At 64.1% G+C, this 24,102-nt stretch carries 23 protein-coding genes; 5 read left to right on the top strand and 18 right to left on the bottom strand.

Going from position 1 to position 24,102, the window contains the following annotated elements; translation table 11 throughout:
• Nucleotides 1-16: 16 nt before the first annotated feature.
• The 6 genes from CK218_RS01105 to CK218_RS01080 form a co-directional block, all read right to left on the bottom strand.
• Nucleotides 17-814 (bottom strand): RNA methyltransferase, encoded by a 798-nt coding sequence (locus CK218_RS01105; protein WP_095777260.1) that lies wholly within the window; start codon nt 812-814, stop codon nt 17-19.
• Nucleotides 815-870: 56 nt separating this feature from the next.
• Nucleotides 871-1,209 (bottom strand): metalloregulator ArsR/SmtB family transcription factor, encoded by a 339-nt coding sequence (locus CK218_RS01100; RefSeq protein WP_066994170.1) that lies wholly within the window; start codon nt 1,207-1,209, stop codon nt 871-873.
• A gap of 165 nt (nt 1,210-1,374) precedes the next feature.
• On the bottom strand, nt 1,375-2,145 hold the full coding sequence (locus CK218_RS01095) for a HugZ family protein (RefSeq protein ID WP_095777261.1): 771 nt from the start codon (nt 2,143-2,145) through the stop codon (nt 1,375-1,377).
• Between the two features lie 36 nt (nt 2,146-2,181).
• Nucleotides 2,182-3,357, bottom strand: coding sequence for a CaiB/BaiF CoA-transferase family protein (locus CK218_RS01090; RefSeq protein ID WP_095826607.1), 1,176 nt, complete (start codon nt 3,355-3,357; stop codon nt 2,182-2,184).
• 6 nt (nt 3,358-3,363) lie between these two features.
• A complete protein-coding gene (locus tag CK218_RS01085; RefSeq protein ID WP_095826606.1) occupies nt 3,364-4,125 on the bottom strand; it encodes a 3-hydroxyacyl-CoA dehydrogenase in 762 nt (253 codons plus the stop codon).
• Between the two features lie 30 nt (nt 4,126-4,155).
• Nucleotides 4,156-4,761, bottom strand: a complete 606-nt coding sequence (locus CK218_RS01080) for an N-acetyltransferase (RefSeq protein WP_095826605.1) — start codon at nt 4,759-4,761, stop codon at nt 4,156-4,158.
• 273 nt (nt 4,762-5,034) lie between these two features.
• On the opposite strand from CK218_RS01080, the gene CK218_RS01075 reads away from it, so the two are divergent.
• Entirely contained in the window at nt 5,035-6,021 is a 987-nt protein-coding gene (locus CK218_RS01075) for a glutathione S-transferase family protein (protein ID WP_095826604.1), read from the top strand.
• A 1-nt stretch (nt 6,022) separates the two neighbouring features.
• Here the strand turns inward: CK218_RS01075 and CK218_RS01070 are convergent, their stop codons facing one another.
• A complete protein-coding gene (locus CK218_RS01070) occupies nt 6,023-6,523 on the bottom strand; it encodes an NUDIX domain-containing protein (RefSeq protein ID WP_095826603.1) in 501 nt (166 codons plus the stop codon).
• A gap of 68 nt (nt 6,524-6,591) precedes the next feature.
• Here CK218_RS01070 and CK218_RS01065 point away from each other — a divergent pair, with 68 nt between their 5' ends.
• Nucleotides 6,592-7,530, top strand: coding sequence for a metallophosphoesterase (locus CK218_RS01065; protein ID WP_066994187.1), 939 nt, complete (start codon nt 6,592-6,594; stop codon nt 7,528-7,530).
• Here the strand turns inward: CK218_RS01065 and CK218_RS01060 are convergent.
• From CK218_RS01060 to leuA, 4 genes are all read right to left on the bottom strand, one after another.
• A complete protein-coding gene (locus CK218_RS01060; RefSeq protein ID WP_095826602.1) occupies nt 7,520-8,137 on the bottom strand; it encodes a hypothetical protein in 618 nt (205 codons plus the stop codon). The genes CK218_RS01065 and CK218_RS01060 overlap by 11 nt on opposite strands.
• A gap of 68 nt (nt 8,138-8,205) precedes the next feature.
• On the bottom strand, nt 8,206-9,006 hold the full coding sequence (locus tag CK218_RS01055; protein WP_095826601.1) for an alpha/beta fold hydrolase: 801 nt from the start codon (nt 9,004-9,006) through the stop codon (nt 8,206-8,208).
• Between the two features lie 233 nt (nt 9,007-9,239).
• Nucleotides 9,240-11,024: a tetratricopeptide repeat protein gene (locus CK218_RS01050; protein WP_095826600.1), complete on the bottom strand. Its 1,785-nt coding sequence runs from the start codon at nt 11,022-11,024 to the stop codon at nt 9,240-9,242.
• 197 nt (nt 11,025-11,221) lie between these two features.
• Nucleotides 11,222-12,898 (bottom strand): 2-isopropylmalate synthase, encoded by a 1,677-nt coding sequence (gene leuA, locus CK218_RS01045; protein ID WP_164748231.1) that lies wholly within the window; start codon nt 12,896-12,898, stop codon nt 11,222-11,224.
• Nucleotides 12,899-13,425: 527 nt separating this feature from the next.
• Here leuA and CK218_RS01035 point away from each other — a divergent pair.
• Nucleotides 13,426-14,592: an ATP-grasp domain-containing protein gene (locus tag CK218_RS01035; protein WP_095777269.1), complete on the top strand. Its 1,167-nt coding sequence runs from the start codon at nt 13,426-13,428 to the stop codon at nt 14,590-14,592.
• A 4-nt stretch (nt 14,593-14,596) separates the two neighbouring features.
• The gene (locus CK218_RS01030; protein WP_095823306.1) at nt 14,597-15,373 is read left to right on the top strand and encodes an alpha/beta hydrolase-fold protein; all 777 of its coding nucleotides are present in this window, start codon (nt 14,597-14,599) and stop codon (nt 15,371-15,373) included.
• Nucleotides 15,374-15,620: 247 nt separating this feature from the next.
• On the opposite strand, the gene CK218_RS01025 is transcribed toward CK218_RS01030, so the two are convergent.
• From CK218_RS01025 to CK218_RS01005, 5 genes are all read right to left on the bottom strand, one after another.
• Nucleotides 15,621-16,373, bottom strand: a complete 753-nt coding sequence (locus CK218_RS01025; RefSeq protein WP_095826850.1) for an SDR family NAD(P)-dependent oxidoreductase — start codon at nt 16,371-16,373, stop codon at nt 15,621-15,623.
• A 53-nt stretch (nt 16,374-16,426) separates the two neighbouring features.
• Nucleotides 16,427-17,530 carry an AbrB family transcriptional regulator gene (locus CK218_RS01020; protein ID WP_095826598.1) on the bottom strand — a complete coding sequence of 368 codons (1,104 nt, stop codon included), beginning with the start codon at nt 17,528-17,530 and terminating at the stop codon, nt 16,427-16,429.
• A gap of 76 nt (nt 17,531-17,606) precedes the next feature.
• On the bottom strand, nt 17,607-17,918 hold the full coding sequence (locus CK218_RS01015; protein ID WP_095826597.1) for a putative quinol monooxygenase: 312 nt from the start codon (nt 17,916-17,918) through the stop codon (nt 17,607-17,609).
• Between the two features lie 52 nt (nt 17,919-17,970).
• On the bottom strand, nt 17,971-18,756 hold the full coding sequence (locus tag CK218_RS01010) for an SDR family oxidoreductase (RefSeq protein WP_082980440.1): 786 nt from the start codon (nt 18,754-18,756) through the stop codon (nt 17,971-17,973).
• An 83-nt stretch (nt 18,757-18,839) separates the two neighbouring features.
• Nucleotides 18,840-19,274, bottom strand: coding sequence for a DsrE family protein (locus CK218_RS01005; protein WP_066994212.1), 435 nt, complete (start codon nt 19,272-19,274; stop codon nt 18,840-18,842).
• Between the two features lie 107 nt (nt 19,275-19,381).
• On the opposite strand from CK218_RS01005, the gene CK218_RS01000 reads away from it, so the two are divergent.
• Nucleotides 19,382-20,464, top strand: coding sequence for a hypothetical protein (locus CK218_RS01000; protein WP_095826596.1), 1,083 nt, complete (start codon nt 19,382-19,384; stop codon nt 20,462-20,464).
• Between the two features lie 262 nt (nt 20,465-20,726).
• Here the strand turns inward: CK218_RS01000 and CK218_RS00995 are convergent, their stop codons facing one another.
• Both CK218_RS00995 and CK218_RS00990 read right to left on the bottom strand, forming a co-directional pair.
• Nucleotides 20,727-21,674 carry a cation diffusion facilitator family transporter gene (locus CK218_RS00995; RefSeq protein WP_095801702.1) on the bottom strand — a complete coding sequence of 316 codons (948 nt, stop codon included), beginning with the start codon at nt 21,672-21,674 and terminating at the stop codon, nt 20,727-20,729.
• 5 nt (nt 21,675-21,679) lie between these two features.
• A complete protein-coding gene (locus CK218_RS00990; RefSeq protein ID WP_095826595.1) occupies nt 21,680-23,869 on the bottom strand; it encodes an anthranilate synthase in 2,190 nt (729 codons plus the stop codon).
• Between the last annotated feature and the right edge of the window lie 233 nt (nt 23,870-24,102).

Raw genomic sequence — 24,102 nt, 5'->3', positions numbered from 1 at the left:
CTTGGTCGCTGCGCCGCTATCGTTTCGAGAAGTGATGCAGGGCAATGGCCGATGCGGCTGCAACGTTCAGGCTGTCGAATCCCTCCGCCATGCCGATCCGTACGGTCCGGAGGCGACTGAGCAGGGTCTCGGGCAGGCCTTCGCCTTCCGTGCCGAGAAAGAGGGCCAGCCGAGACGTTCTTTCCGCAGCGCGGATGTCCGTTTCGCCGCGCGGCGAGAGCGCGAACTGGCCGAAACCCATCCGGTCAAGCGTTGCGGTCACGCTCATCGCATCGTCGAAGGAGCCGAAGGGCACCTTCAGCGCCGCGCCGACCGAAACGCGGATCGCCTTGCGGTAAAGCGGATCACAGCAGGTGGGATCGAGAAGCACGGCGTCCGCGCCAAAGGCTGCGGCGTTGCGGAAGATCGAGCCCATATTGTCGTGATTGGATATGCCGACCAGAACCACGACCAACGCGCTTGCCGGCAAGCTTTCGAGCAGCACCTCGGCCGGTCGAGGAGAGCCCCGAACGCCAATCGCCAATACGCCGCGATGCATGTGGAAGCCGGCGATCCGGTCCATGACGTCGCCGTTGACGACATAGATCGGGAAGTCGGCTGGCGCCTTGCGCAAGACACCTTCAAGGCCTGCCCGCCTGTTCTCCAGAATGAGGGCCGATTCCGCCGCGAAGCGTCCGGCCGACAGCAGAAGATCCAGCACGACCTTGCCTTCGGCGACGAAGCGCCCATGTCGTCCGACGAGATCGCGCTCGCGGATATCGAGATAGGCGGCGACACGCGGATCCCGCGGGTCGTCGATAGGGATGAGGTTCATAGAAATCTCGCCGGCGAACGGTCGTCAGCAAGGTAAGGGGCTTTGCAGAGCCCGGGTCAAGTCCCGGCGCGGCGCATCCTGTAGGCCATCTGAGACAGGTCGCCGTCGCCGAAAATGCCTTCCAGCGTGCGAAGCAGCTCGCGCACCGCGTCGGAGTTGCAGGAATAATAGATCATCTGGCGATCGCGACGCGTCTCGACGATATCAAGCGCTCTCAGCTTGGCCAAATGCTGCGACAGAGCGGACTGGCTCAACTGGACTTTCTCGGCGATGGCGCCGACGGACATTTCGCCCTCGATCAGATAGCTGACGATCAGCAGCCGCTTTTCATTGCCCATGAGCGTCAGAAACGCGGCAGCCGATTCGGCGTTGGCGACTAGCTTGCTTGAGATCATGGATCCCCCATGTTTTCTGGCTCATCCAGCTGCCATGGGGGCAATGGCGGCTGATTTCCACGATATTCAGGTCAGGGAGCGCCGCTGAATCGGCGCTGCAACAAAAGGTAGATCATTTTACCTAAATCTCAAGAGTTGCTTTCGATCCGGGACGATTAACTTTCGCTACTGTGCCCGGCCTGCGGCGCGCCCGGCCTTTGCCATCTCGACCAGCACGGACCGCAACTCGCCGGCAGTGCCGAGAGGCCGAGGGAAGAAGACCCTGCAGGTGGCATCCGGAGAAGCCAGATCCATGCCGTCCGCATCGAAACCCGTAGCGATCCAGCCATCGCCTTCGGCCCGGCCGAAATGGCGCGCATAAATGCAAAGCGCATCGCGATGGTCGGCATTCATGTGGTCCACCGCCGACTGTTCGCTGGCCGCCAGCTCCTCGACGATCGGGCCGCCGGCGATCAGGTCGGCGCGATCCAGAAGATAGGCTTTGCCGAAGCCGCCATTGAGACTGGCGCGTTCAGGCTCGAGCCGGAATATCGAGAAGTCGCCGAGCCCGGCATAGAGTTTCGCCTTCGGATTGCGGTTGAGATAGCGCCGTTCGGCGCGGGCGTGACCCGCCGATCCGCGCTCCAACCGCAGCGCCTGGCATACAAGCGAGATGCGGGGATGGGCGAGCGGATCGCCCTTGCCGGGTTCGCCGACGAGCAGCGAGCAGCGCGGGTCGGCGAGAAGCGCGCCGGTATGCGCCGACAGCATCGAGACCAGGATCAGCGGCGCGCCGTCGATGTCGGTCGCCACGCCGACCCGGCTTGCCAGCGGCGCCCCGGTGCCGGGCTCGATCGCCGCAAGCGCGCCGAAGCGGGCCGAGCGGACCAGAGTCTTCGCCAGCCTGACGGCCTCGGTGTCGGTCTCGCGGATGACATCCTTCCTGGTCTCGGTCACAGCGCTCACCGCGATAAGTTGATTTCTACTCTCCGGCTATCTGCCAAACAGGCCGGACCTGACAAGGGCTTCAATTTCAGTCTCGTCGATGCCGAAGCGTGCCAGCACAGCCGAAGGCCGGCGGTCGGCGACGGTCGGCGCCGCGGCAAGCGTCGAGGCGGCGTTGGAGAAGCGCGGCGCCGGCGTCGGACGTTCGAGCTCGCCCGATCTTGCAAAATTTTGCCGGGCACGGCTCTGCGGATGATCCCTGGCTTCGGTCAGCGACAGGACCGGAGCGACGCAGGCGTCGGTCGGTCCAAAGACCTCGGCCCACTCGTCGCGTGTCTTCTCTCTGATCCTCGCGGCAATGGCAGCGCGCATGTCGGGCCACGATGTCCTGTCATATTGGCTGCCGACAAAACGCCGGTCGAGCGGCAACAATCGGGCAAACTCGGCAAAGAACTGCGGTTCGAGGCAGCCGATGGCGACATGCCGTCCCTCCGCGGTCTCGTAAACATCATAGAAGGGGGCCCCGGAATCGAGCAGGTTCTCACCGCGTCGCTCGCTCCAGAGGCCGGCTGCCATGAAGGCATGGATCGGAGCCGCGAGCATCGATGCACCCTCGACCATGGCGGCATCGATCACCTGACCTTTGCCGGTGCGCGAGCGCTGGAACAGGGCCGCCAGCACGCCGGCGATCAGCATCATGGCGCCGCCGCCCTGGTCGGCGACAAGGTTGAGCGGCGGCACGGGCGGCGCTTCCTGCCGGCCGACGGCATGCAGCAGGCCGGCATAGGCGAGGTAGGTGATGTCATGACCGGCGCGGCGCGATAGCGGCCCGTCCTGCCCGAAACCCGTGAGGCGGCCGTAGATCAGCGCAGGATTGCGTTCCAGCACGACATCAGGCCCAAGCCCCAGCCGCTCCATGACGCCTGGGCGAAAGCCTTCGATGAGGACGTCGGCCCTTTCCGCAAGGCGCAGCAGAAGCTCCGCGCCGTCCGGCCGCTTCAGGTCGAGCCTGAGGATGGAGCGGCCGTGGCGGTCGAGGTCGTGGGCCTCGGGCAAGGACAGAAGCAGCTCTTTGGCGTCCGCCCGCTCGATGCGCAGGACGTCTGCGCCCATCTCCGACAGCATCAAGGCGACGAGCGGCACCGGGCCGAGGCCCGCCATCTCGATCAGCCTGAGGCCAGCCAACGGTCCTGTCTTGTCGGCGGCTGTCGGCGGCGTGCTCATTTCCTTTTATTTGGGCGCCATGCGGATCGCGCCGTCGAGACGGATGGTCTCGCCGTTCAGCATCTGGTTCTCGATGATGTGGAGCGCGAGTGCTGCATATTCGGAGGGCTCGCCGAGGCGAGGCGGGAAGGGGACCGAAGCGCCGAGCGAATCCTGCACCTCTTGCGGCATGCCGGCCATCATCGGGGTCTTGAAGATCCCTGGGGCGATGGTGCAGACGCGAATGCCCGAGCGCGCCAGGTCGCGCGCCACCGGCAACGTCATGCCGACGACGCCACCCTTGGACGCCGAATAGGCAGCCTGGCCGATCTGGCCGTCATAGGCGGCGACCGACGCCGTGTTGACGATGACGCCGCGTTCGCCGCCGGCGAGCGGGTCGAGTTTCGCCGCCCGGTCGGCGACCAGGCGGATCATGTTGAAGGTGCCGATCAGGTTGATCTCGATCACCTTGCGGTATTGATCCAGCGGGTGCGGGCCATCCTTGCCGACCGTCTTCACTCCAATGGCAATACCGGCGCAATTGACCAGGATGCGCGGTTCGCCGAGCTTTGCCGCCACTTCGGCGATCGCCGCGCTGCCACTGTCTGCGCTGCTGACATCGCATTGAACCGCGATGCCGCCGATATCGGCGGCAACCTTGGCCGCGCGATCGATGCCGATATCGAGTATCGCTATCTTGGCGCCCTTGGCGGCAAGGGCGCGCGCCGTCGCTTCGCCAAGGCCGGAGCCACCGCCGGTGACGATCGCGATCTGGCCGTTCGGGGTCATGCCGGCGTCCTCCCAGAATTTCCGATCATGCTACGAAGCGCGCTGCTGCGGCGCAACCTGAATGACCGGATCGATCGAGGACTGCGGATTGGCCGAGGCGCGGACCGCGACCTGGGCCAGGTCGGCAACTCGCGCCGTATCGGCATGACAGACCTCACCGACGAACCGGGCCACTGCGCCAGGCCTGATTTCGTGATGGAGCAGCCGGTCGAGATCGACCGGACGAGGCATGGTGATCTGCCCGCGCGGGAAGCGCTTGAAGCCGAGCGGCCCGTAGTAGGGCTCATCACCGACCAGCATGACGGCCGGCGCGCCGGCCTTCGCGGCGGCTTCGAGCGCGATCGCGACCAGCCTGCGGCCTATGCCGAGATTCTTGAAGGCGGGCCGGACGGCAAGCGGGCCAAGCATCATGGCGCGTCCGGCGCCTGCCGCCACGCGCGTCATGCGCACCGAGGCGATCACCGTCTCGTCCTTGACGGCGACAAAGGACATCGAGCGGTCGTGCCCGCCGGCCTTGCGGATCTTATAGGCGGCCAGCACGAAACGGCCCGGCCCGAAGGCCTCGTCGTTGATGGCTTCGATTTCAGGATCGTGCGCCGGGGTCTCCGGCAGATATTTCACGTCGGCAAGGCTCATGGTCTTTGCGTTCCGGTATGCGAGGAAAGGTTTGCTGCAAGCGGCAGCGTTCGCCAGTCAGCGCTTCATCAAGCGCGGGCGTCCTTTCGTCGTCGGTCGAACCGGATCGTGGCAAAGTCAAACATGGGCGCTTCCGCTAGCATCAATTGTTCCCGGCTGCAATCGGCGCTTTTCACCTTTCTTTTCGCCGTTTGACGAACTGTTCAGCGCCTGGGGGCTTCGACATTCCGGGTAAGCGCCTAGATGTCTGTTGGAACCGCAGGGAGATTTCGCATGGGATTGCTGGTTGAAGGCAAATGGCAGGACTGCTCGACCGTTGCCGACAGCAGCGGCAAGTTCGTGCGTGCCGAAGCGCAATGGCGCGACTGGGTGACGCGCGACGGTGCGCCGGCGCAAGGGCGCAAACGCGGTTTCAAGGGGGAGCCCGGGCGCTATCACCTTTACGTCTCGCTCGCCTGCCCCTGGGCGCACCGGACCTTGATCTTCCGCGTCTTGAAGAAGCTGGAAGACATCATCTCCGTCTCCTTAGTGCACCATTTCATGGGCGAGAACGGCTGGACCTTCACAGCCGAGGACGGCGCGACCGGCGACACGCTCTACGGCCTCGACTTCCTGCACCAGATCTATGCCAAGGCCGATCGCGGCTATTCGGGCCGCGCGTCCGTACCGGTGCTGTGGGACAAAAGGCAGGAAACCATCGTCAGCAACGAGTCGTCAGAAATCATCCGCATGCTCAATTCCGGCTTCGACGAATGGGGTGATGCGAGCCTGGACTTCTATCCGCAGGCGTTGCGTTCCGAGATCGACAGGATCAATGCGCTGGTCTATCCGGCGATCAACAACGGCGTCTATCGCGCCGGCTGCGCCACCTCGCAGGAAGCCTATGAGGAAGCGTTCGGCGAGCTGTTCGCCGCACTCGACACGTTGGAAGACCGGCTGTCAAAGCAGCGCTATCTTGTCGGCGAGCGGATCACCGAGGCCGACTGGCGGCTCTTCACCACGCTGGTGCGCTTCGATCCAGTCTATGTCGGCCACTTCAAATGCAATCTGCGCCGGGTCGCCGACTATCCGAACCTGTCGAACTATCTGCGCGACCTCTACCAGGTGCCTGGCGTGTCAGGCACGGTCAGCCTGCATCACATCAAGTCGCATTACTACGGCAGCCACAAATCGATCAATCCGACGGGGATCATCCCGGTGGGACCTGAACTCGACTATGCCGCGCCACATGATCGCGGCCGGTTCAGGAAGGCGGCATGAGTTACCAGTAGGGCGAGACCTGCTCGCCGCCGAAAATTTCGGCAATCCGACGTCGCGTCGCCGGCGTCGCATCTGCCGGCAAACGGTCGAGCGGAAAGAACGCCGCCTCGGCGATCTCATGGTCCGCCGATTTCGGCGCCGTCTGGTTGAAGGCTTCGACCAGATAGAGGCCAACGTGGTCGCGTGTGCTGGCGCGACGGTTGAAGTGCATCGATCTCAGCACCGGCGGAGCCGTCAACGCGATGTTGCCCTCCTCGGCGAGCTCGCGCGCCAGCGCCTCGACAAGCGTCTCGTCGACCTCGACGCCGCCGCCAGGCAACTGCCAGCCCGGAACATAGGTGTGGCGGATGAGGAAGACGGAGTTGGATGCGCGGTCGTAGATCAAGCCGCGCACGCCAAGCGTCATCGGGCGCCGCAGCAGGAAATAGAGATGGAACAGCCTTGCCCGCAGTCCCGCCCAGCCGGTCTGGTGGAACGCCTGTTCCGGATCGGCGCCAGTCATCCACGAAACCGCGAGCGGACAGGAAACGTTGAGTAGAAAGCCCGGACCGGGTCGCTTAAGAAGGGGCTATGCTCAGGCTTGCACATATTTCCGATGTCCATCTGGGGCCGCTGCCCGATGTAACCTATCGCGATCTCGCGTCCAAGCGCGTGCTGGGTTACGTCAACTGGCAGCGCAACCGCCGCCGTCATATGCACGATGCGGTGATCGACACGATTGTCGGCGATATCAAAGCCAACGCCCCCGACCACCTCGCGGTCACCGGCGATCTCGTCAACCTGGCGCTCGATGGCGAGATCGAGATGGCGAAACATTGGCTGGAGACGCTGGGCTCTGCGAACGACGTATCCGTGGTGCCGGGCAATCACGATGCCTATGTGCCGGGCGCCTTCGACAAGGTCTGCCGGTCATGGGCGCCGTGGATGACGGGCGACGGCATCAACAGCCCGATCGACCGCAATTCCTTTCCCTATTTGCGGGTTCGCGGTGATGTCGCTCTGATCGGCGTCACGACGGCGCGGGCCACGGCGCCCTTCATGGCCAACGGCTTCTTCATGGAGGGTCAGGCGGAGCGGCTCGGCAACATCCTCGACGCGACGGCCAGACAGGGGCTGTTTCGCGCCATCATGATCCATCATCCGCCGGTGCGTGGCGCGGTCTCGCAGCATAAGCGGCTGTTCGGTATCGCGCGCTTCCACAAAGTCATTCGCCGGTATGGCGCCGAGCTTGTGCTGCACGGCCACTCGCACTTGCCTTCGCTGTTCACCATCGGTCCGCGCGGCGTCAAGGTGCCGGTGGTCGGCGTGGCCGCCGCCGGCCAGGCGCCGGGCGGCGATCATCCCGCCGCTCAGTACAATCTGTTCGAGATCGGCGGAAAAAAAGGTGGTTGGACCATCCGCCTGACACGGCGCGGCCTGACCGGTCCGGCACTGCCGCCGTCGGACATTCAGGTGATCGAGCTCGGTGCCGATATGCCGGTGGTGCGCGAGCCCGTCGTCAGAAGCTGATCTTCATCTGGGCGATGCGGTCCCAGAACAGCACCAGCGATACCGCCAGGCCGACCAGGGCGCCGGCGGCGATCAAGCCAAGGCCGGCGAAGAAGGTCGTCCAGCCGTTGCGGCGCGTTGCAGCCTGCAAGGGCGGCTCGGCTTCCCGGACCTCGGCTCGATGCAGGCCGGTCACCGCGCTCTCGACCGCGCCTTCCATCATCCGCTGCCGCTCGACGACACGCTCGGCCACGTATCGCGTAACGGCATCGGCGACGGGCTTCATGTCGGTCGATTCGGCCAGCACCACGCGGCCGATGCGCGTGTCCCTAAGGAAGCGGAAGGTGCGGCGATCCCGCCCCATGGCGACATGGCTCACGGCATCGACCCACAGCCGCGGCTGCAGGCCGGAGGAGACGGCGAAGTCGAAATTGTCGATATCCGCCGGCACGTCGGCGAAAACGGGGGCGAGCTCCGCGGCCAGCAACTCGAGCCGCATGCGGTGCGCCTCGCGCATGTCGACCACCACATCATCGCGGTCGGCGAAGGCGTTCTTGACGTCGCGGATCGCGTCCGCGAGCTTTCGCGATGGCTCGATCGGGGTGATTTTGTCGCCTGCATCCTTCATGGCGCTGCCTCGCTGTTGGTAAACAGCGAGTTAACACAGTCGCCGGCAAAATGCACTGCGAGATGGGCTCAGCTTGCGGCTGCGCTGAACACCGGTCTCTGGATTCTGCTGCGGCGACGCGTGTTGCGGCGCACGGCCTCTGCAATCAGGTCAGGCGCCTCCTCGACCAGCATGTGGCCCGCCTCCAGCACGTGGTGCAGGTGGAAATGCGGCGGCAAGTCCTCGGCCTGGGCGACGGGCAGGACGGGATCGTCCGTTCCCCAAAGCACCATCACCGGCATGCTCAGGGTTTCCAGACGTTCGCGCGGGATGATACCTTGTCGGTCTTCCCTGGTGATCACGGCTGCAGCACCGACGAGGGTCCGCAACTGGCCCGGCCGTTTGCGCATGCCGCACAGCGCCTCCACCACGTGTTGAGGAGGAGAACTTTGCGGCCCCGACATGGCGGCAAGACAGGCGCGGATCTCATCTCGATCGGCCGCGGCCGCATAGCGCCGCAGCAACGGACCGTTGATCTCGGGGCCGAAGCCGCCGGGCGCCAGCAAGGTCAGCGAGGCCACCCTTTCGGGATCGGCAGATGCCATCAACGTCGCGATCGCGCCGCCCATGGAATGGCCGACGACGTGAACTTTGCCCAGGCGGCGCTTGCCCAGATCGGTCAGGATAACCCCAGCGGCCTGCTTGACGCCTGCCGCCTGGCACTCCAGGGAGTTTCCGTGGCCCGGCAGGTCGTAGGCCAGTGTCCTCACATCGGGCGTCAATCCCGCAATCACGTCGCGCCAGATCGAATGGCAAGCGCCGAAGCCGTGCAGGAAGACGATCGTCTTCGAGCCAGCACCGCTTTCGGCGACGTGAAGAGAGTTAAACATCGAGATTGTTGGCTGTGAAGCAGTATGAGGGGCAATTCAAGATTGTGGCTGAATTGCTCCCTGAGCAGGTCGATAGCCAGTAAAATCTTCGCGAATTCGCCGTGCGCGCCCCAATCGAACGCGTAAGCAGGCCTAAGACTCGTTGAGTGTCGACGCCCGCTGTGCCGAGCAGATCCGGCGAGCGAATTTAATATTCCAATCAGTCCGCACGTCAGCGAATGCTCCACGTTCGCTCAGCTCGGATTGCCGATGCCCGCAGAGCGCAAGGATTGCACCAGCCGGTCGATGAGATCGGCGGGGTACTTCCTGTCAACAAAAGTGGCGCGCGGATTGGCGGCGAATTTCGGGAATTCGGCCGTGAGCTCGTTCGCCAATTCGTTTGCGAGCTTGTCGCGGCCTGAGATCTTGGCGCCGATCAGGCGCGCCGCCAGGTAATGCGATTTGGACGCGGTGGTCCGCAGCGACTCGCTGGCAATCGCTGCCCTCTGGGTGTCGCCTTGCATGAAGGCTCCGACAAACAGGCCATAGTCCCACCAGGTCGGATGACCGCCGAAGGCCTCGACGGCATGGCCCAGGATCGGCGTCCCTTCCTGGTATCTGCCAGCGAAGATCAGGCCATAGCCATAAGCGGCGGCCATGCCGAGATCGTAGGGGTTGAGCTCATAAGCCTTGCGCATCCAGCGGATCGCTTCGTCGGTGTTGCCGAGGCGCGAGTTGAGGTAGCCATAGGCGCGATGCGCGTGCGGGCTCATCGGTGCCATCTGAATGGCGCGGTGGGCAAACGACATGGCCTGCTCGACCGTTGCGCCGGGCGGATAGGCGTAGCGGTTGTTGACGGCTTCCAGTTGCAGGGAAGCCAGTTCCGAGTAGACGAGCGATGATTTGGTGCTTTCCCTGACCAGCTTCTCCAGACAGCGATACGCAGCTTCGTGCGCCTTGGCGCTCTGGTCGAGATAGTAGAGGTCGTCGAGCACCAGACATCCGATCTGGCTGGTCCGGATATCGCTCTGGTCGATATAGCTGTAGATCGCGCCCGAAGCGGGGACGGTAGAGGTTAGGAGATTGGCGATGTTGCTTTCGACCGCACCAGGCGCGCTTTCGGCCGGTGTCAGGTTGCGTGACAGGAGAACCCGTCCCGTCGCGACGCTCTGCAGCTCGATCATGACGTCGCCGGCGGCTGTCCCGGGGATAAGATCGAAAACGAAGCTGATCGGATCGGCGGAACGGTTGCGCCTAGAGTCGGCGTCGCGTCCGATGAAGTCTATCGTATCGAAGCCGGCGAGACCGGCGCGCAGCGAGGAAGCAACACGGGCCGCCTCGGGTCCGTCGGCTTTGATGGCCAAGTAGATCAAAGGCAGGCCGTCGAACGTTTGGGAAGCGACGCTGCCGGTCGCGCCTGCCGTTTCGACTTCAACCGGCGCGGCCGCGTCGTCACCACGAAGAAAGGCGTTACCCTGGCGGACGACAAGGATACCCAGCATGGCGATGACCAGCACCATGGCGGCCCAGAAGAACCGCAACTGGCGCGTCAGCGATGACGCGGATTCGGTCGGTGCCGGGGTCGTCGTCAGCGGCACGGCGTCGACCGGTGCGGCGGCGGCCTCGGGCTTCTCGAAATGCTTGGAAGGCCGGGCGATCGGGTCATCCGCGGGTTTGGCGTCGGCTGGGAGCCGTATGGCGTTCAACTCGTAGGAAGGCACATAGCCGCCGCGCGGAATGGCGATGCGCACCGGCTCGCCAATACCTTCGCTGGCGAAATATTGATCCAAAAGCTCGCGCAGCCGCCCCGCCTGGACCCTGACGACCGCGTCGGTCGATCCGTCGAAATCGCCGTCCTTGCCGAAGACATCCATGGCAATGGACACACCCTTCAGCCGGTCGGCTTCGCCTGCCTGCTCGCGTTCGACGAGATAGCGTAACAGCCTGCGGGCCCGCTCGGATCGTCCGAACGTTTCGCTGGCAAGCAGTCGCTCCAATGTCTCGCGCACTGCGGGGGCGGCAGGCGTGGCAGGCTCCAAGTGTCGGACCTTTCAGAGTCGGCACAGGTTAGGGCGCGATAATATAGCGCGCGCTCCAGCGCACAAGGAACCTTCTGTTATGTGATCGCGTAAGCCACGGGAAATTTACCGGCCGGTTAACGAATTTGAACGCGGCTCGCGCCTGCCGTGAAGCGTGGCACGTCCGATGAACGTGCCACGCCTTACAAGTCCAAAAATCAGGCGGCCTTGCGGCCCAGAATGCGGTTGGCGGCCGAGACCACGGCCTCCAGCGAGGCGGCGACGATGTTGGTGTTTATGCCTGCGCCGAAGAGCTTGCCGCCCGGATATTCCATCTCGACATAGGAAATGGCCGACGCGTTCGAGCCGCGCTGCAAGGAATGTTCGGAATAGTCGAGCACCGACATGTCGACGCCGATATGGCGCGAAAGCGCATCGACGAAGCCGTCGATCGGGCCGGTACCGGTGCCGGTGATGGTGACTTCCTTGCCGTTGTCGAGGATCTCCGCCTCGACCACGCGACGGCCCTTTACCGCAGTGTCCGGATAGGTGCGATGGTCGAGGAATTTCAGCCTGGCGCCGGGCTGGTCGACATAGGCTTCGAGGAAGCGCTCGTGGATGCGCTTGGCCGGCACTTCCTTGCCTTCGGCGTCGGTGATCGCCTGGATGTCCTGGCTGAACTCGATCTGCAGGTTGCGCGGCAGATTGAGGCCATAGTCGGCCTGCAGCACGTAGGCGATGCCGCCCTTGCCCGACTGCGAGTTGATGCGGATGATCGCCTCATAGGTGCGGCCGACATCAGCGGGGTCGATCGGCAGGTAGGGCACTTCCCACACCGGCGTGTTGGCTTTGCGCAGCGCCTTCATGCCCTTGTTGATGGCATCCTGGTGCGAGCCGGAGAAAGCGGTGTAGACGAGCTCGCCGACATAGGGGTGGCGTTCCGGGATCTTCAGCTGGTTCGAATATTCGTAGACGTCCTTCATCCGGTTGATGTCGGAGCAGTCCAGCTCGGGATCGACGCCTTGCGTGTACATGTTGAGCGCCAGCGTCACGATGTCGACATTGCCGGTCCGCTCGCCATTGCCGAACAGCGTGCCCTCGACGCGGTCGGCGCCGGCCATCAGGCCAAGCTCGGTGGTGGCGATGCCGGTGCCGCGGTCGTTGTGCGGATGCAGCGAGATGATCAGCTTGTCGCGGTTGTCGAGATTGCGGCACATCCACTCGATGCGGTCGGCGTAAACGTTGGGCGTCGACATCTCGACCGTCGACGGCAGGTTGACGATCAGCTTGTTGTCGGCCGTCGGCTTCACGATCTCGGTGACGGCGTTGCAGATCTCCAGCGCGACCTCGAGCTCGGTACCGGTGAAGCTCTCCGGCGAATATTCGAAACGGAAGCCGCCGCCGGCCTTGGCGGCCATGTCGGTGATCATCTTGGCGGCATCCGTGGCGATGCGCTTGATGCCGGCGACGTCCTTTTCGAAGACGACGCGGCGCTGCAGCTCGCTGGTCGAGTTGTAGAAATGCACGATCGGGCGGTGGGCGCCCTCGAGCGCCTCGAAGGTCCGCGTGATCAGCTCGGGCCGGCACTGCACCAGAACCTGCAGCGACACGTCCTTGGGCACGCCGCCCTCCTCGACGCACCAGCGGGCAAAGTCGAAGTCGGTCTGCGAGGCCGACGGGAAGCCGATCTCGATCTCCTTGAAGCCCATGTCGAGCAGCAGCGCGAACATGCGCGCCTTGCGCTCATGGCCCATCGGGTCGATCAGCGCCTGGTTGCCGTCGCGCAGGTCGACCGAGCACCAGATCGGCGCCTTGTCGATCACCTTGGACGGCCAGGTGCGATCGGCGAGGTTGACGGTCGGGTAGGGCTGATATTTGCGGGCGGCATCGGCCATGTGGCCGGGCGCTTGCACGCGCGTTTCGGCCTCGCCGGCGCGGATTGCTTCTCTTCTATTCATCGTCGTTTCTCCCGGCGGCTCGTGGGACCGCCTTCAGGCGGATCGGTGCCGAGCGGCGCCTTTATCAAAGAGTTTCGTTCGCTTGATGTGACTTGCCAATCTAGCCAAGGAGCAGGCGCCCAAAGCGGCGGTTTTCGACCGCCGGGCGCTCCTTCAGCGAACCCGGCGATCGCCAATAAGGCCGAGAAGGAGCAGGGTCGAAGCAAGCGCGCGCACGGTCTCGCCGGCAAAGCCGGGGCGAGGAGAAGCGACGGAGCGGGTGCGCGTGGTCATGCCGGCTCTCTTACAGGAGCGGCCATCCGGAGGCAAGTGCCGGCCCGGCTTTAAGTCTTTGGTTTCATGCATATCGTCTTCCTAAGACCGCTGCACAGTTTTGGTCGACATGCTTTGGCGCAGCTCTTCCCCGCATCAGGCAAATGCGCCACACTCGCCTCCGGAGGACCTGATCCGAGGGGAGGTCGTGCATGAATTTCGTGTTCTTCTCGCCGCATTTTCCGGCCAACGGCGCCGATTTCTGCGACCGGCTGAGGAAGGCCGGCGCTACCGTGCTCGGCATCGGCGACGCGCCCTATGAGACGCTGAACAGCAAGCTCAAGGCGGCGCTTTCGGAATATTATCGGGTCGCGGACATGGAGAACTACGATGCCGTATTCCGGGCGATGGGCCATTTCATCCACAAATGGGGCCGCATCGACCGCTTCGAGTCGTTGAACGAGCACTGGCTGGAGCTCGAGGCCAATATCCGCACCGACTTCAACATCTTCGGCACCAAGCTCGACTTCGTGAAGAACTTGAAGCGCAAGAGCCGCATGCGGGCCTTCTTCCGCAAGAGCGGCGTCGAGACAATCCCGCAACGCAAATGCTCCGATCGCGCCGGCGCTATGACCTTCATCCGCCGGGTCGGCTATCCGGTGGTGGTGAAACCGGATTCGGGCTCCGGCGCCTCGAACACGTTCAAGATCTCCAACGCGAAGGAGCTCGACCAATTCTTCAAGGACAAGCCCGAAGGCGTGACCTTCGTCATGGAGCAGTTCATCGAGGGGCTGGTGGTGACCTTCGACGGGCTGGTCAACCGCGACGGCGAGGTGGTGCTGGCGGCGAGCCACCGCTACGACCAGAGCGTCATGGAGGTGGTCAACCGCGACCGCCATATGAGCTACACCTGCTTCCCCGAGATCAAGCCCGCGGTCGAGGAGGCAGGCCGCAAGATCCTCATGGCGTTCGACGTACGCGAGCGCTTCTTCCACATCGAACTGTTCGAGACCAGGGACAAGCGCATCATTGCGCTGGAGGTCAACATGCGGCCGCCAGGCGCCTGGATGACGGATGCAATCAACTACACTTTCGACATCGACGTCTACGCCGAATGGGCCAACATGGTGGTGAAGGACGCGGCCGGCGGGCCCTACAAGGGCAAGTATTTCACGGCCTATGCCAGCCGCAAGCGGCACCTCGACTATTTGCACAGCCATGAGGACGTGCTAGCCGCCCACGGCGACAAGATCGTCCGCCATCAGGCCATCGAAGAGGTTTTCAGCCGCGCCATGGGGAACTACGCCTACCAGATGCGCTCGAAGGACCAGAAGGCGCTGCGTCACGCGGTCGACTATATCCACGCGGAAAAGGCGTGAGCCGATGGACGTCTCCTATCACAAGGCCCATGCCCGCAATCTCGGCCGCGACATGGAATACAAGCGCTACGGCCATGCCGGGCGGCCGGTGGTGGTGTTTCCCACCTCGCAGGGGCGTTTTTACCAGTTCGAGGATTCGGGAGGCGTCGCAGCACTCGCAGAATTCGTCGACACCGGCCGCATCCAGCTGTTCACGCTCGACGGCATCGATTCGGAATCCTTCTTCGACAAGCATGGCGATCCCGTCAGTCGCATCGCCCGCCACGAAGCCTATTTCCGCTATGTGCGCGAGGAGGCGCTGCCGGAGCTGCAGGCGGTTGCCGCCAAGGCCAATGGCGGACGCGCCCTCAAGCCGCTGTTCTGCGGCTGCTCGATGGGCGGCTACCACTCGTCGAACTTCGTGTTCCGCTTTCCGGAGCTGGCGAGCGGCGTGATCTCGCTATCCGGCGTCTATTCGACCCGCGACTTCTTCGGTCGGACGCTGGAGGGCAGCATCTTCTACAATTCGCCGCTCGACTATCTGCCGGGCATCGTCGACCAGAAGCTGCTCGGGCGGCTGAGGGCGCTGAGGCTGATCTTCTGCTGCGGGCAGGGCGCCTGGGAAGAACGAATGCTCGTCGAAACGCGCGAACTGGAGCAGGTGCTGCGCGAGAAATCCATTGCGGCCTGGGTCGACTATTGGGGCGGCGACGTCAGCCACGACTGGCCGTGGTGGCACAAGCAACTCGTCTATTTCTTTGGCCGCTGGCTGGATGACGACCTGATGCACCGGATCGACTGATGACCGCGCCCGACCCGATCCGCCGCTTGTCGAAGCCACCAATGCCGGCGACCCGGGGCCTTTCTCGAACCCTCACCGCCGATGCCTTGCTCACCGATTGGGGCCGTTCCTTCCGCGGACGCAAGAGATCGCGCGCTGGAACCAATCCGACAGTATCGGCGTACAATCCCTTTTGACGCGTCGCGGGGTTGGCCGCCACCTCGGGTCATGTGGAATGGCGGCGTGGGCGCGCTGTCGCGATCCTCGCTCAGTAGGTCGCGCGCCCGCCGGACAGATCGAAGGTGGCGCCAGTGGTGAAGGAATTCTCGTCCGACAGCATGAAGGCGACCATAGCCGCAGCCTCCTCCACCTCGACGAATCGACCGCGCGGCACCTTGCTGAGCATATAGTTCACCTGGGCCTCGGTGAGCTGTTCGAGGATGCGGGTGCGGGCGGGCGAGGGGGTCAGCGCGTTGACGGCGATGTCGCGGCCGGCGAGTTCCTTGCCGAGCGACTTGGTCAGCGCAAGCACGCCGGCTTTGGCGGCCGAATAAGCGGCGGCGTTGGGATTGCCTTCCTTGCCGGCCACCGAAGCGACATTGACGATGCGGCCGTAGTTGCGCGCGATCATGCCGGGCACTAGGCGTCGGCAGCAGTAAAAGACGCCGTTGAGGTCGATTTCGATGATCTGCCGCCAGGCGGCGGGGTCATAGTCCACCACGGTCGCGGCTGGCCCGGCAATGCCGGCATTGTTGACAAGGAGATCGACAGGCCCGAGCGCCTGCTCGGTCTCGATGGCGGCGCGGTCGACGGCCTCGATCTGCGACTGGTCGCAAAGCAAGGCTTCGACCCGGCCCAAGGGAGCAAGCTCGGCCACAGCGCTCGCCATCGCGGCCTGGTCGATGTCCCAGATGGCGACGCTTGCGCCCGACGACAGCAGGCGTCGGGCGACCGCAAGGCCGATGCCTTGCGCGCCGCCCGTCACGACCCCGACGCGGCCAGAGAGATCGACAGCATTCAAACGACGGTTCATGGCCAATTCCTCTGCTTCTCCATGCACTTGGTTAGCGCGGATCAGTCCCTGACGTTTCGCGCCACAAGCTTGGCGACGCTTGGCCCAACAAGCAGCACGACGAGGAAACGGGCCGATTGCAGCGCCATGACGAAGGAGATGTCGACGTTCTGCGCGGCGGCGGCGATGATGGCGACGCTGTCCATGCCGCCGGGGCTGGTCGCCAGATAGGCGGTCAGCGGATCGATGCCGAGCACGCGGCTGATGACGAAAGCCATGCCGCCGCAGAAGGCGATCAGCGCTACGATCGAGGCGATGATCTGCGGCAGGGCGCGTGCCGCGTGGCGCAGGATCGGCCGGGTGAAGTTCAGCCCGATCGACCAGCCGACCATGGCGTAGCTGACGGCCAGCAGCCAAGGCGGCAATTGCATCGGCACGCTGAAGCCGAGATGGATTACCGCGCCAAAGATGAAGGTGCCAAGGAAGAAGGGCGAGGGCAGTCTGAGCAGCTTGCCGAGCAGGCCGCCGACGACCGCGATGCCAAGGGTGGCGCCAAAGGCCAATGGATCGATCGGCGGAAACCAGATGATGGGCGGCACTTCGACGCCCGACGTGTCGACCCACATCTTGGCGACGAGCGCCGCCGTCACCGAAACGAAGATGACGCGCAGATATTGCATGAAGGCGACGAGGCGCTGGTCGGCACCGAAGGCGCCGGCCATCAGCACCATGGCGGTGGCGGCGCCCGGCGAGGAACCCCAGACCGCCGTGGTGCCTGGCAGGATGCGCCAGCGACTGATCAGCCAGCCTAGCAGGCTGGAGGCGGTGAGCGTCGCCACCACCGTTCCGAAGAAGAGCGCCCATTCGGCGTAGAAGACCGGAAATATGTCGACCGAGATCGAATTCGCCACCAGGCAGCCGACCACGGCCTGAGCGGAACCGAACAGCGCGCGGGGTACGCGCACCGTGGCGCCGTTGGTGCCGGCCAGGATCGCGGCAAGCATCGGGCCGATCAGCAGCGCCGCAGGCAAGGCGGCCAATTCCAGCGCGCCGGCAAAGAGCAGCGAGAGCACCACCAGCGCCAGCCACTGCTGCAGCGGGCGCAATCGCGTCATGCGTTGAACAGACGGTTGCTCCAGTGACGGTCCTTCTGATGAAGAGTCCATATCCGGCTCTTAGCCCGGGCACGGACAAATGCGAACCCATTTTCCCGCGGAAGTGCCGTTCGCGCCGGTCTCGTGCTCAGCTGCCCTTCTCGGAGGCCGGAAGGCCGAAGCCGCCGACAGGATGGGTCTCGACCTGGAATTCGAAGCCGGCGATGAAAGGACGCGCCTTGCCGATTGCCGCCTGGACTTCAGGCAATTGCAGGGACGCCTTATGGCTTGCCTGATCGGTCCACACTTCGGTGACCCAGATCGCGTCGGCATCGGCCGGATCGGTGGCGATGATGTAGCTCAGGCAGCCGGGCAGGGCACCGGTCGTCTCACGCAGCACGTCCATGACTGCATCGCGCTGGCCGCGTGCCGCCCGCATCTTGCCGATCAGTCCGAACATTCCCTTCCTCTCCCTCCAGGTTGCACGCTGAGCTGAGTATGCAATCGCCAGCTCACGGCATCAACTGGCCACCATTGACCTCGATCACCTGGCCGATGATGTAGCCGCTCAAGCGGTCGGAAGACAGGAACAGGTAAGCGCCGACACAATCTTCGGCCGTTCCGGCGCGACCCTGCGGAATGGTGGCGACCATGCCCTTCATCTGCTCGGCGGTGGAATAGCGCTCGTGGAACGGGGTCAGGATGGTGCCGGGCGCCACGGCGTTGACGCGGATGCCGAAGCCGATCAACTCCTTGGCCATGCCGCGCGTCACGTTGGAGACGAAGGCCTTGGACGAGCCATAGAGGCCGGCGCCGCCGCCGGCGCCGTTGCGGGCGGCGATCGAGGTGGTGTTGATGATGAAGCCGCCCTGGCGCTTCAGCCATGGGATCGCTCTGCGCGAGGCCGTCAGCACCGAGCGCGCGTTGAGATCCATCACCGCATCGTAATGCGCCTCGGTCTGGTCGGCATAGGCAACGCGGCCGAGCATGCCGCCGGCATTGTTGACCAGCCCGTCGAGCCGGCCGAAATGTTCAGCGCTCTCCTCGACCACACGCTCGACGTCGGCGGGAACCGAAAAATCGCCCTGCGTCAAGAACACCTCGCCGCCGTCGTCGCGGATGGTTTTGGCGACCTCTTCGGCGGCTTCCCGGCTTGAATTGTAATGCAGCGCAACGCGGCATTTCTGCCGGGCATAGGCGAGGGCGAGGGCTGCTCCTATCCCGGTCGACGCGCCGGTGACCAGCACCGCCTTGCCGGCAAGATCGGGAATGACAAGCGTGGTCGGGTCAGTTGGCACGTCGATATCTCCAGGATTGCGCTGGCAATTGGTAGACGCTTCCCGGCCAGGTGTTCAAGTCAAGGCAAGATCAGGGCGCGAATTCATGGCCGCAGATAGACATAGCCCTGGCGCTGCAGCTCCGCGAGCTTGACCACCCCGCCCTTCTCCGCGACCTGGAAGCCGGCAAGCAGGTCGGTCAGTGCGATGTCCATGCCATGCATTGTGTTGCCGCAGGCCTGCGGAACAAGTCCCTGCTGGACGAGGCCGGCAAAGCGGCTGGAGGTCGCTCCGGAAGCGCTCTTTGCCTTGAAGGCCGCAAGCGCCGGCCCGTGCACGACCAGCACGACCTCGACATTGCCGCCGGTGCCCTCATAGTGGTTCTTGATGTTGCCGAGGACGAAGTTGACCTTGTCGGCGTCGCTGAGATGGTAGGCGACCTTCAGCCTGTCTTCGGCGGCGGCGGCGCTCGCCTGTCGCAGACCGAAAAAACCGCCCACTCCGGCAAGACCGGCGCGGAAAACGTCACGCCGCAGCATCGCATCCTCCTCGATCCGGCGGCCCTCGCAAGTTTGCGTGGCCCAGCCTTCGTGCCTAGACTAGCATGAATCGCAATCACGTCCTGTCGGTGCGAGGAGAGGATCACATGACGTCGAGGATGGTGGCAGGTGCGGTGCTGGGTGCCGCGCTGTTCTTTGCCGGCGCGGCGCTCGCAGATGATGCCCCCAAGCTGACCGAACTCAGCCCGAACGGCGCCGACGTCTGCTTCGGCCGGGTCTATGATGCCGCCCATCTCAAGGCGCATCCGCACCAGAAGGTGGCGCGCATCTTCTTCTACCATGGCCACGATCCGGTCAGCCGGCCGAACGAGGAGCCGAGCTCGATGTCCGACGCTGCCTATAACGGCTTTCTCACCACCACGGTGCGCGGCGCCAAGAAGCCGGAATGGGCGGCTGGCTGGTGCAACAAGGAGGATCCGAGCGACAAGGCGAGCGGCATTCGCTGCGGCATGGAATGCGACCGCACGCTCGTCTCGCTGAAAGTCGACGACAAGGGCCGGCTGATCCTCTCCAACGTGCAGCGTGACGTCTATCTCGACGCCGGCGCGGAGGAGGATCTCGGCAAGGCGAAATACAACGAGCAGGCGCTGGGCAGCGAAGACGATAATTTCCGTCTCGATCCGATGCCGGCCGACACCTGCAAGGCGGAGTTCGCGCGCATCGATCCGGTCGATCCGGCGCTCGGGGCTCCGCTGCGCGAGCGGCTGAAGCCGGACCAGCCCTTCTGCTACGGCCGCGACTATGATGACGCGCATCTGAAATCCCATCCGGACCAGATGACGCAGTCGATCCGCGTCTTCCGCGGGCCGATCGAGCTTGCTTCCTTCGCCGCCGGTGGCGATGCCGCCAACTGGCCAGACGGCGCCGACATCGCCATCTCGGTGACGACCAGGCAGAAAGAGGCCAAGGTCACGCAGACCTATTCCTGCCAGGGCGGGGCCGATCAGTGGCGCTGCTCGGCCAGCTCCAAGATGAGCGACTTTGCCTGCGACATTTCGCAAAAGGAGGTTTTTCTCAAGCGCGGCGCCAGCGGCACGATGCTACTGGCCAACCCCAACAATGCGCTCGCCATCGTCGACCTCTGCTCGAAGATCGCGGGCGGCAAGACCACGTCCGACGACAAGGTGTACAGGCTCAATCCGATGCCGCAGTCGGCCTGCACGCCGTGAGTGTGCCACTTCGTCACTCTAAAGTGTGGCGCTTCGTCATCCTATGCGGAGCAAGGAGAGAGCGACGCGGCGCAGCCATAGGATCCATGCCGTTATGCTAAGGCGTTGAAACGGTGCAGAATTCTGCTTCGCTGCATGCTTCGGCCAAGGCAACGGCATGGATCCCAGGGGTCTCGGCGATGGAGCTTCGCTCCTGCTTCGTCCAGGGATGACGACACCGCGGAGGCCCGGCCAATTTTCCAAGGCGTGCCTGGAAATCGCTTCAGGCGAAAGGCACCGCCGTTGTGCCTTTCGGCAGCTTCGCCTCGTCGTCCGGCTCGACATGGATGGTGACGCGCACCGAGGGGATCTCGGCCTTCAGCGCGTCCTCGATGCGGTCGCAAATGACATGGCTGGCGCCGACCGTCATGTCGGCGTCGACGACGAGGTGGAACTCGATGAAGGTCGCTCGCCCGGCGATGCGGGTTTTCAGGTCATGCACCTCCAGCGCACCCTTCGAATTGGCCGAGATGATATCGCGGATCTGCATGTGCTCCTGGGTGTCGACGGCACGATCCATCAGTCCGCTCAGCGACTCTCCGGTAAGCTTCCAGCCCTGATAGAGAATGTTCAGCGCAACAAGAAGCGCAAGCAGCGGGTCGAGGATATGCCATCCAGTCATCACCGCGGCGACAAGGCCCACGATGACGCCGACCGAGGTAAGCACGTCGGTCATGATGTGCTGGCCGTCGGCGACCAGGGCCGGCGATCGTTCGCTGCGGCCGTTGCGGATCAGCACGAATGCCCAGACGGCATTGACGAGCGCCGCGCCGGCATTGATCGCCAAGCCCTGCCAGGGCTGTTCGAGCGACGCGGGATTCTGCAGCGATTGCCACACCTTGGCGATGATCAGCAGCGCCGCAACGACAATCAGAACACCCTCGAGCACAGCAGAAAAATACTCGGCCTTGTGATGGCCGAAGGGATGGTCGCTATCGGCCGGCTTATGGCTGATGCGGATCGCCCAGAGAGCGGCTGCTGAAGTGATGACGTTGACGATGGATTCCAAAGCATCGGAATAGAGGGCCACGGAGCCGGTCATCTGCCAGGCAACGAATTTCAGCCCCATCACCAGGAAGGCGATGACGATCGACCAGAAAGCGAGGCTGGCGATCTTGCGCTTCGCGGCGGCTCTTGCGGCCGCCGTCGCCGTGTCTTCCACCGCGGCCATCGTTGCTAGGCAGCCTTTTCCTTGGCCTTGCGCGGCAGATGCGCAACGATGTTCTCGATGATGCGCATGCCGGCATTGTGGCCGAGCGTCATGATCGATTCCGGGTGGAACTGAACGGCGGCGATCGGCTCCTTGCGGTGCTCGAAGGCCATGATGACGCCGTCCTCGGTCTCGGCCGTCACCACGAAACCTTCGGGCAGGCGCACCGGATCGGCGAAGATCGAATGATAGCGGCCGACGGTCACTTCCTTGGGCAGCCCCGAGAAGATGATGCCCGGCTTCGAGACGCGGATGCGCGAGGGCTTGCCGTGCATCGGAATGTGCAACTGCCGCAACTCGCCGCCATAGGCTTCGGCCAGCGCCTGCAGGCCGAGACAGACGCCGAAGACCGGCAGGTCGCGGGCGCGCGCTCGTCTGATGGTCGCGGCGCAATCGAAATCCTTCGGCGTACCCGGGCCGGGGGAGAGCACGACGAGATCGGGCTTCAGCCGCTCGAACACCTCTTCCGGCACCGGCGTGCGCACGGTGGAAACAGTGGCGCCGGTCTGGCGGAAGTAGTTGGCCAGCGTGTGGACGAACGAGTCCTCGTGGTCGACGAGCAGGATGTTGACGCCGTCGCCGACGCGCGCGGTGGTGCGTTCGGTGCCTGCGGCGTTGCCGGTCTTGGCGTCGCGTATGGCGGAGAGCATGGCGGATGCCTTCAGTTCGGTTTCGGCTTCTTCTTCCTCAGGAACGCTGTCGAAAAGCAATGTGGCGCCGGCGCGCACTTCGGCGATACCGTCCTTGATGCGGATGGTGCGCAGCGTCAGCCCGGTGTTCATGTCGCCGTTGAAATTGACCATGCCGATCGCCCCGCCATACCAGGCGCGCGGGCTCTTTTCGTTCTGCTCGATGAAGCGCATGGCCCACAGCTTCGGCGCGCCGGTGACGGTGACCGCCCAGGCGTGCGACAGGAAGGCGTCGAAGGCGTCCATGCCTTCGCGCAGCCGTCCCTCGATGTGATCGACGGTGTGGATCAGGCGCGAATACATCTCGATCTGGCGGCGGCCGATGACGCGCACCGAGCCCGGCTCGCAGACGCGCGACTTGTCGTTGCGGTCGACGTCCGAGCACATGGTGAGCTCGGACTCGTCCTTCTTGGAGTTGAGCAGCTTGAGGATCTGCTCGCTGTCGGAGATGGCGTCGTCGCCGCGCTTGATGGTGCCGGAGATCGGGCAGGTCTCGACCCGACGGCCGTTGACGCGCACGAACATCTCCGGCGAGGCGCCGATCAGGTACTCGTTTTCGCCGAGATTGATGAAGAAGGAATAAGGTGAGGGGTTGATCGACTTCAGCTTGCGGGAAATCTCGGAGGGCTGGGTCTCGCAGCGCTCGTAGAACATCTGTCCAGGCACAACCTCGAACAGGTCGCCGCGCTTGAAGCTCTCCATCGCCCGGCGCACCAAATTGGCATATTCGCCGGGTTCGTGATCGCCGCGCGGCGGGATACGGTCGGCGGTCCTGAACGGCTCGACATGAGCATCGCGCACCAAGCCTTCCGTGGAAAACCCTTCGCCGGAATAGTCGTAGCGGTCGGCCCAGGCCTTGGTCGAATAGTGGTCGACGACGAGGATCTCGTCGGGCAGGAACAGCACCAGGTCGCGCTGGCTCTGCTTACGCTCGAGCTTGTAGTCGACCGGGTCGAACTGGAAGGCGAGATCGTAGCCGAAGGCGCCGTAAAGGCCGAGATTGGCGTCCTCGGCAGTCTTGAACAAAGCCGTGATGGCGCGCAGCACCGTGAAGACGGACGGCACGCGGCTGCGCTCTTCCTCGGTGAAGACGCGGCCGGGCTTGGCGACATCGAGGCGGATCAGCTTTTTCGAGCTCTCGGCAATCGCCACCTCGCTCAGCTCGCCAAGCGCCTTGCCGATCACCGGCAGCAGCACTTCGCCGCGCTGGTTGAGCGCCTCGATCCGCATGGCGCGGCCGCGCGCCGAGATCACCAGCGGCGGATCGATGATGGCCGTGTCCCAGCGCGTGTAGCGGCCCGGATATTCGTAGTTCGAGGAAAACACCGCGCCGCGGCGCGAATTCAGGCCGTCGACATAGGCGTCGATCGCGCCTTCATAAGGCTGGTCATGGCGTTCTCGGGTGATCGTCACCCCGCCCGCGGTGACGAAGCGCTCCGCCCCGTTGTCCAGAACTGTAGTCGTCATTGCCGTCTCCACCAGCGTTTTGGGCAACGGACCCGGGAATGGCTTGGAAAAACAAATGGCCGCCCGGACATTCCGCTGCGGCCACCCTCATTTTCACGCATGCGCGTTCGAACCGGCCGCTGTCAGCGAGCCCACCACCAAACGGTCTTGTTCGAACGCATGTTCATGGCGACTCCCATAGCGGCGAATGACGGCCCGCGCAACTGGATTTCACGCGAACGGTAAAGCCGGCC

The sequence above is a fragment of the Mesorhizobium sp. WSM3879 genome (assembly GCF_002294915.1).
In the GTDB taxonomy this organism is placed as follows: Bacteria; Pseudomonadota; Alphaproteobacteria; order Rhizobiales; family Rhizobiaceae; genus Mesorhizobium.
The sequence above is the reverse complement of the archived record's forward strand: the minus strand, read 5'-3'. Positions and strand labels throughout refer to the sequence as shown.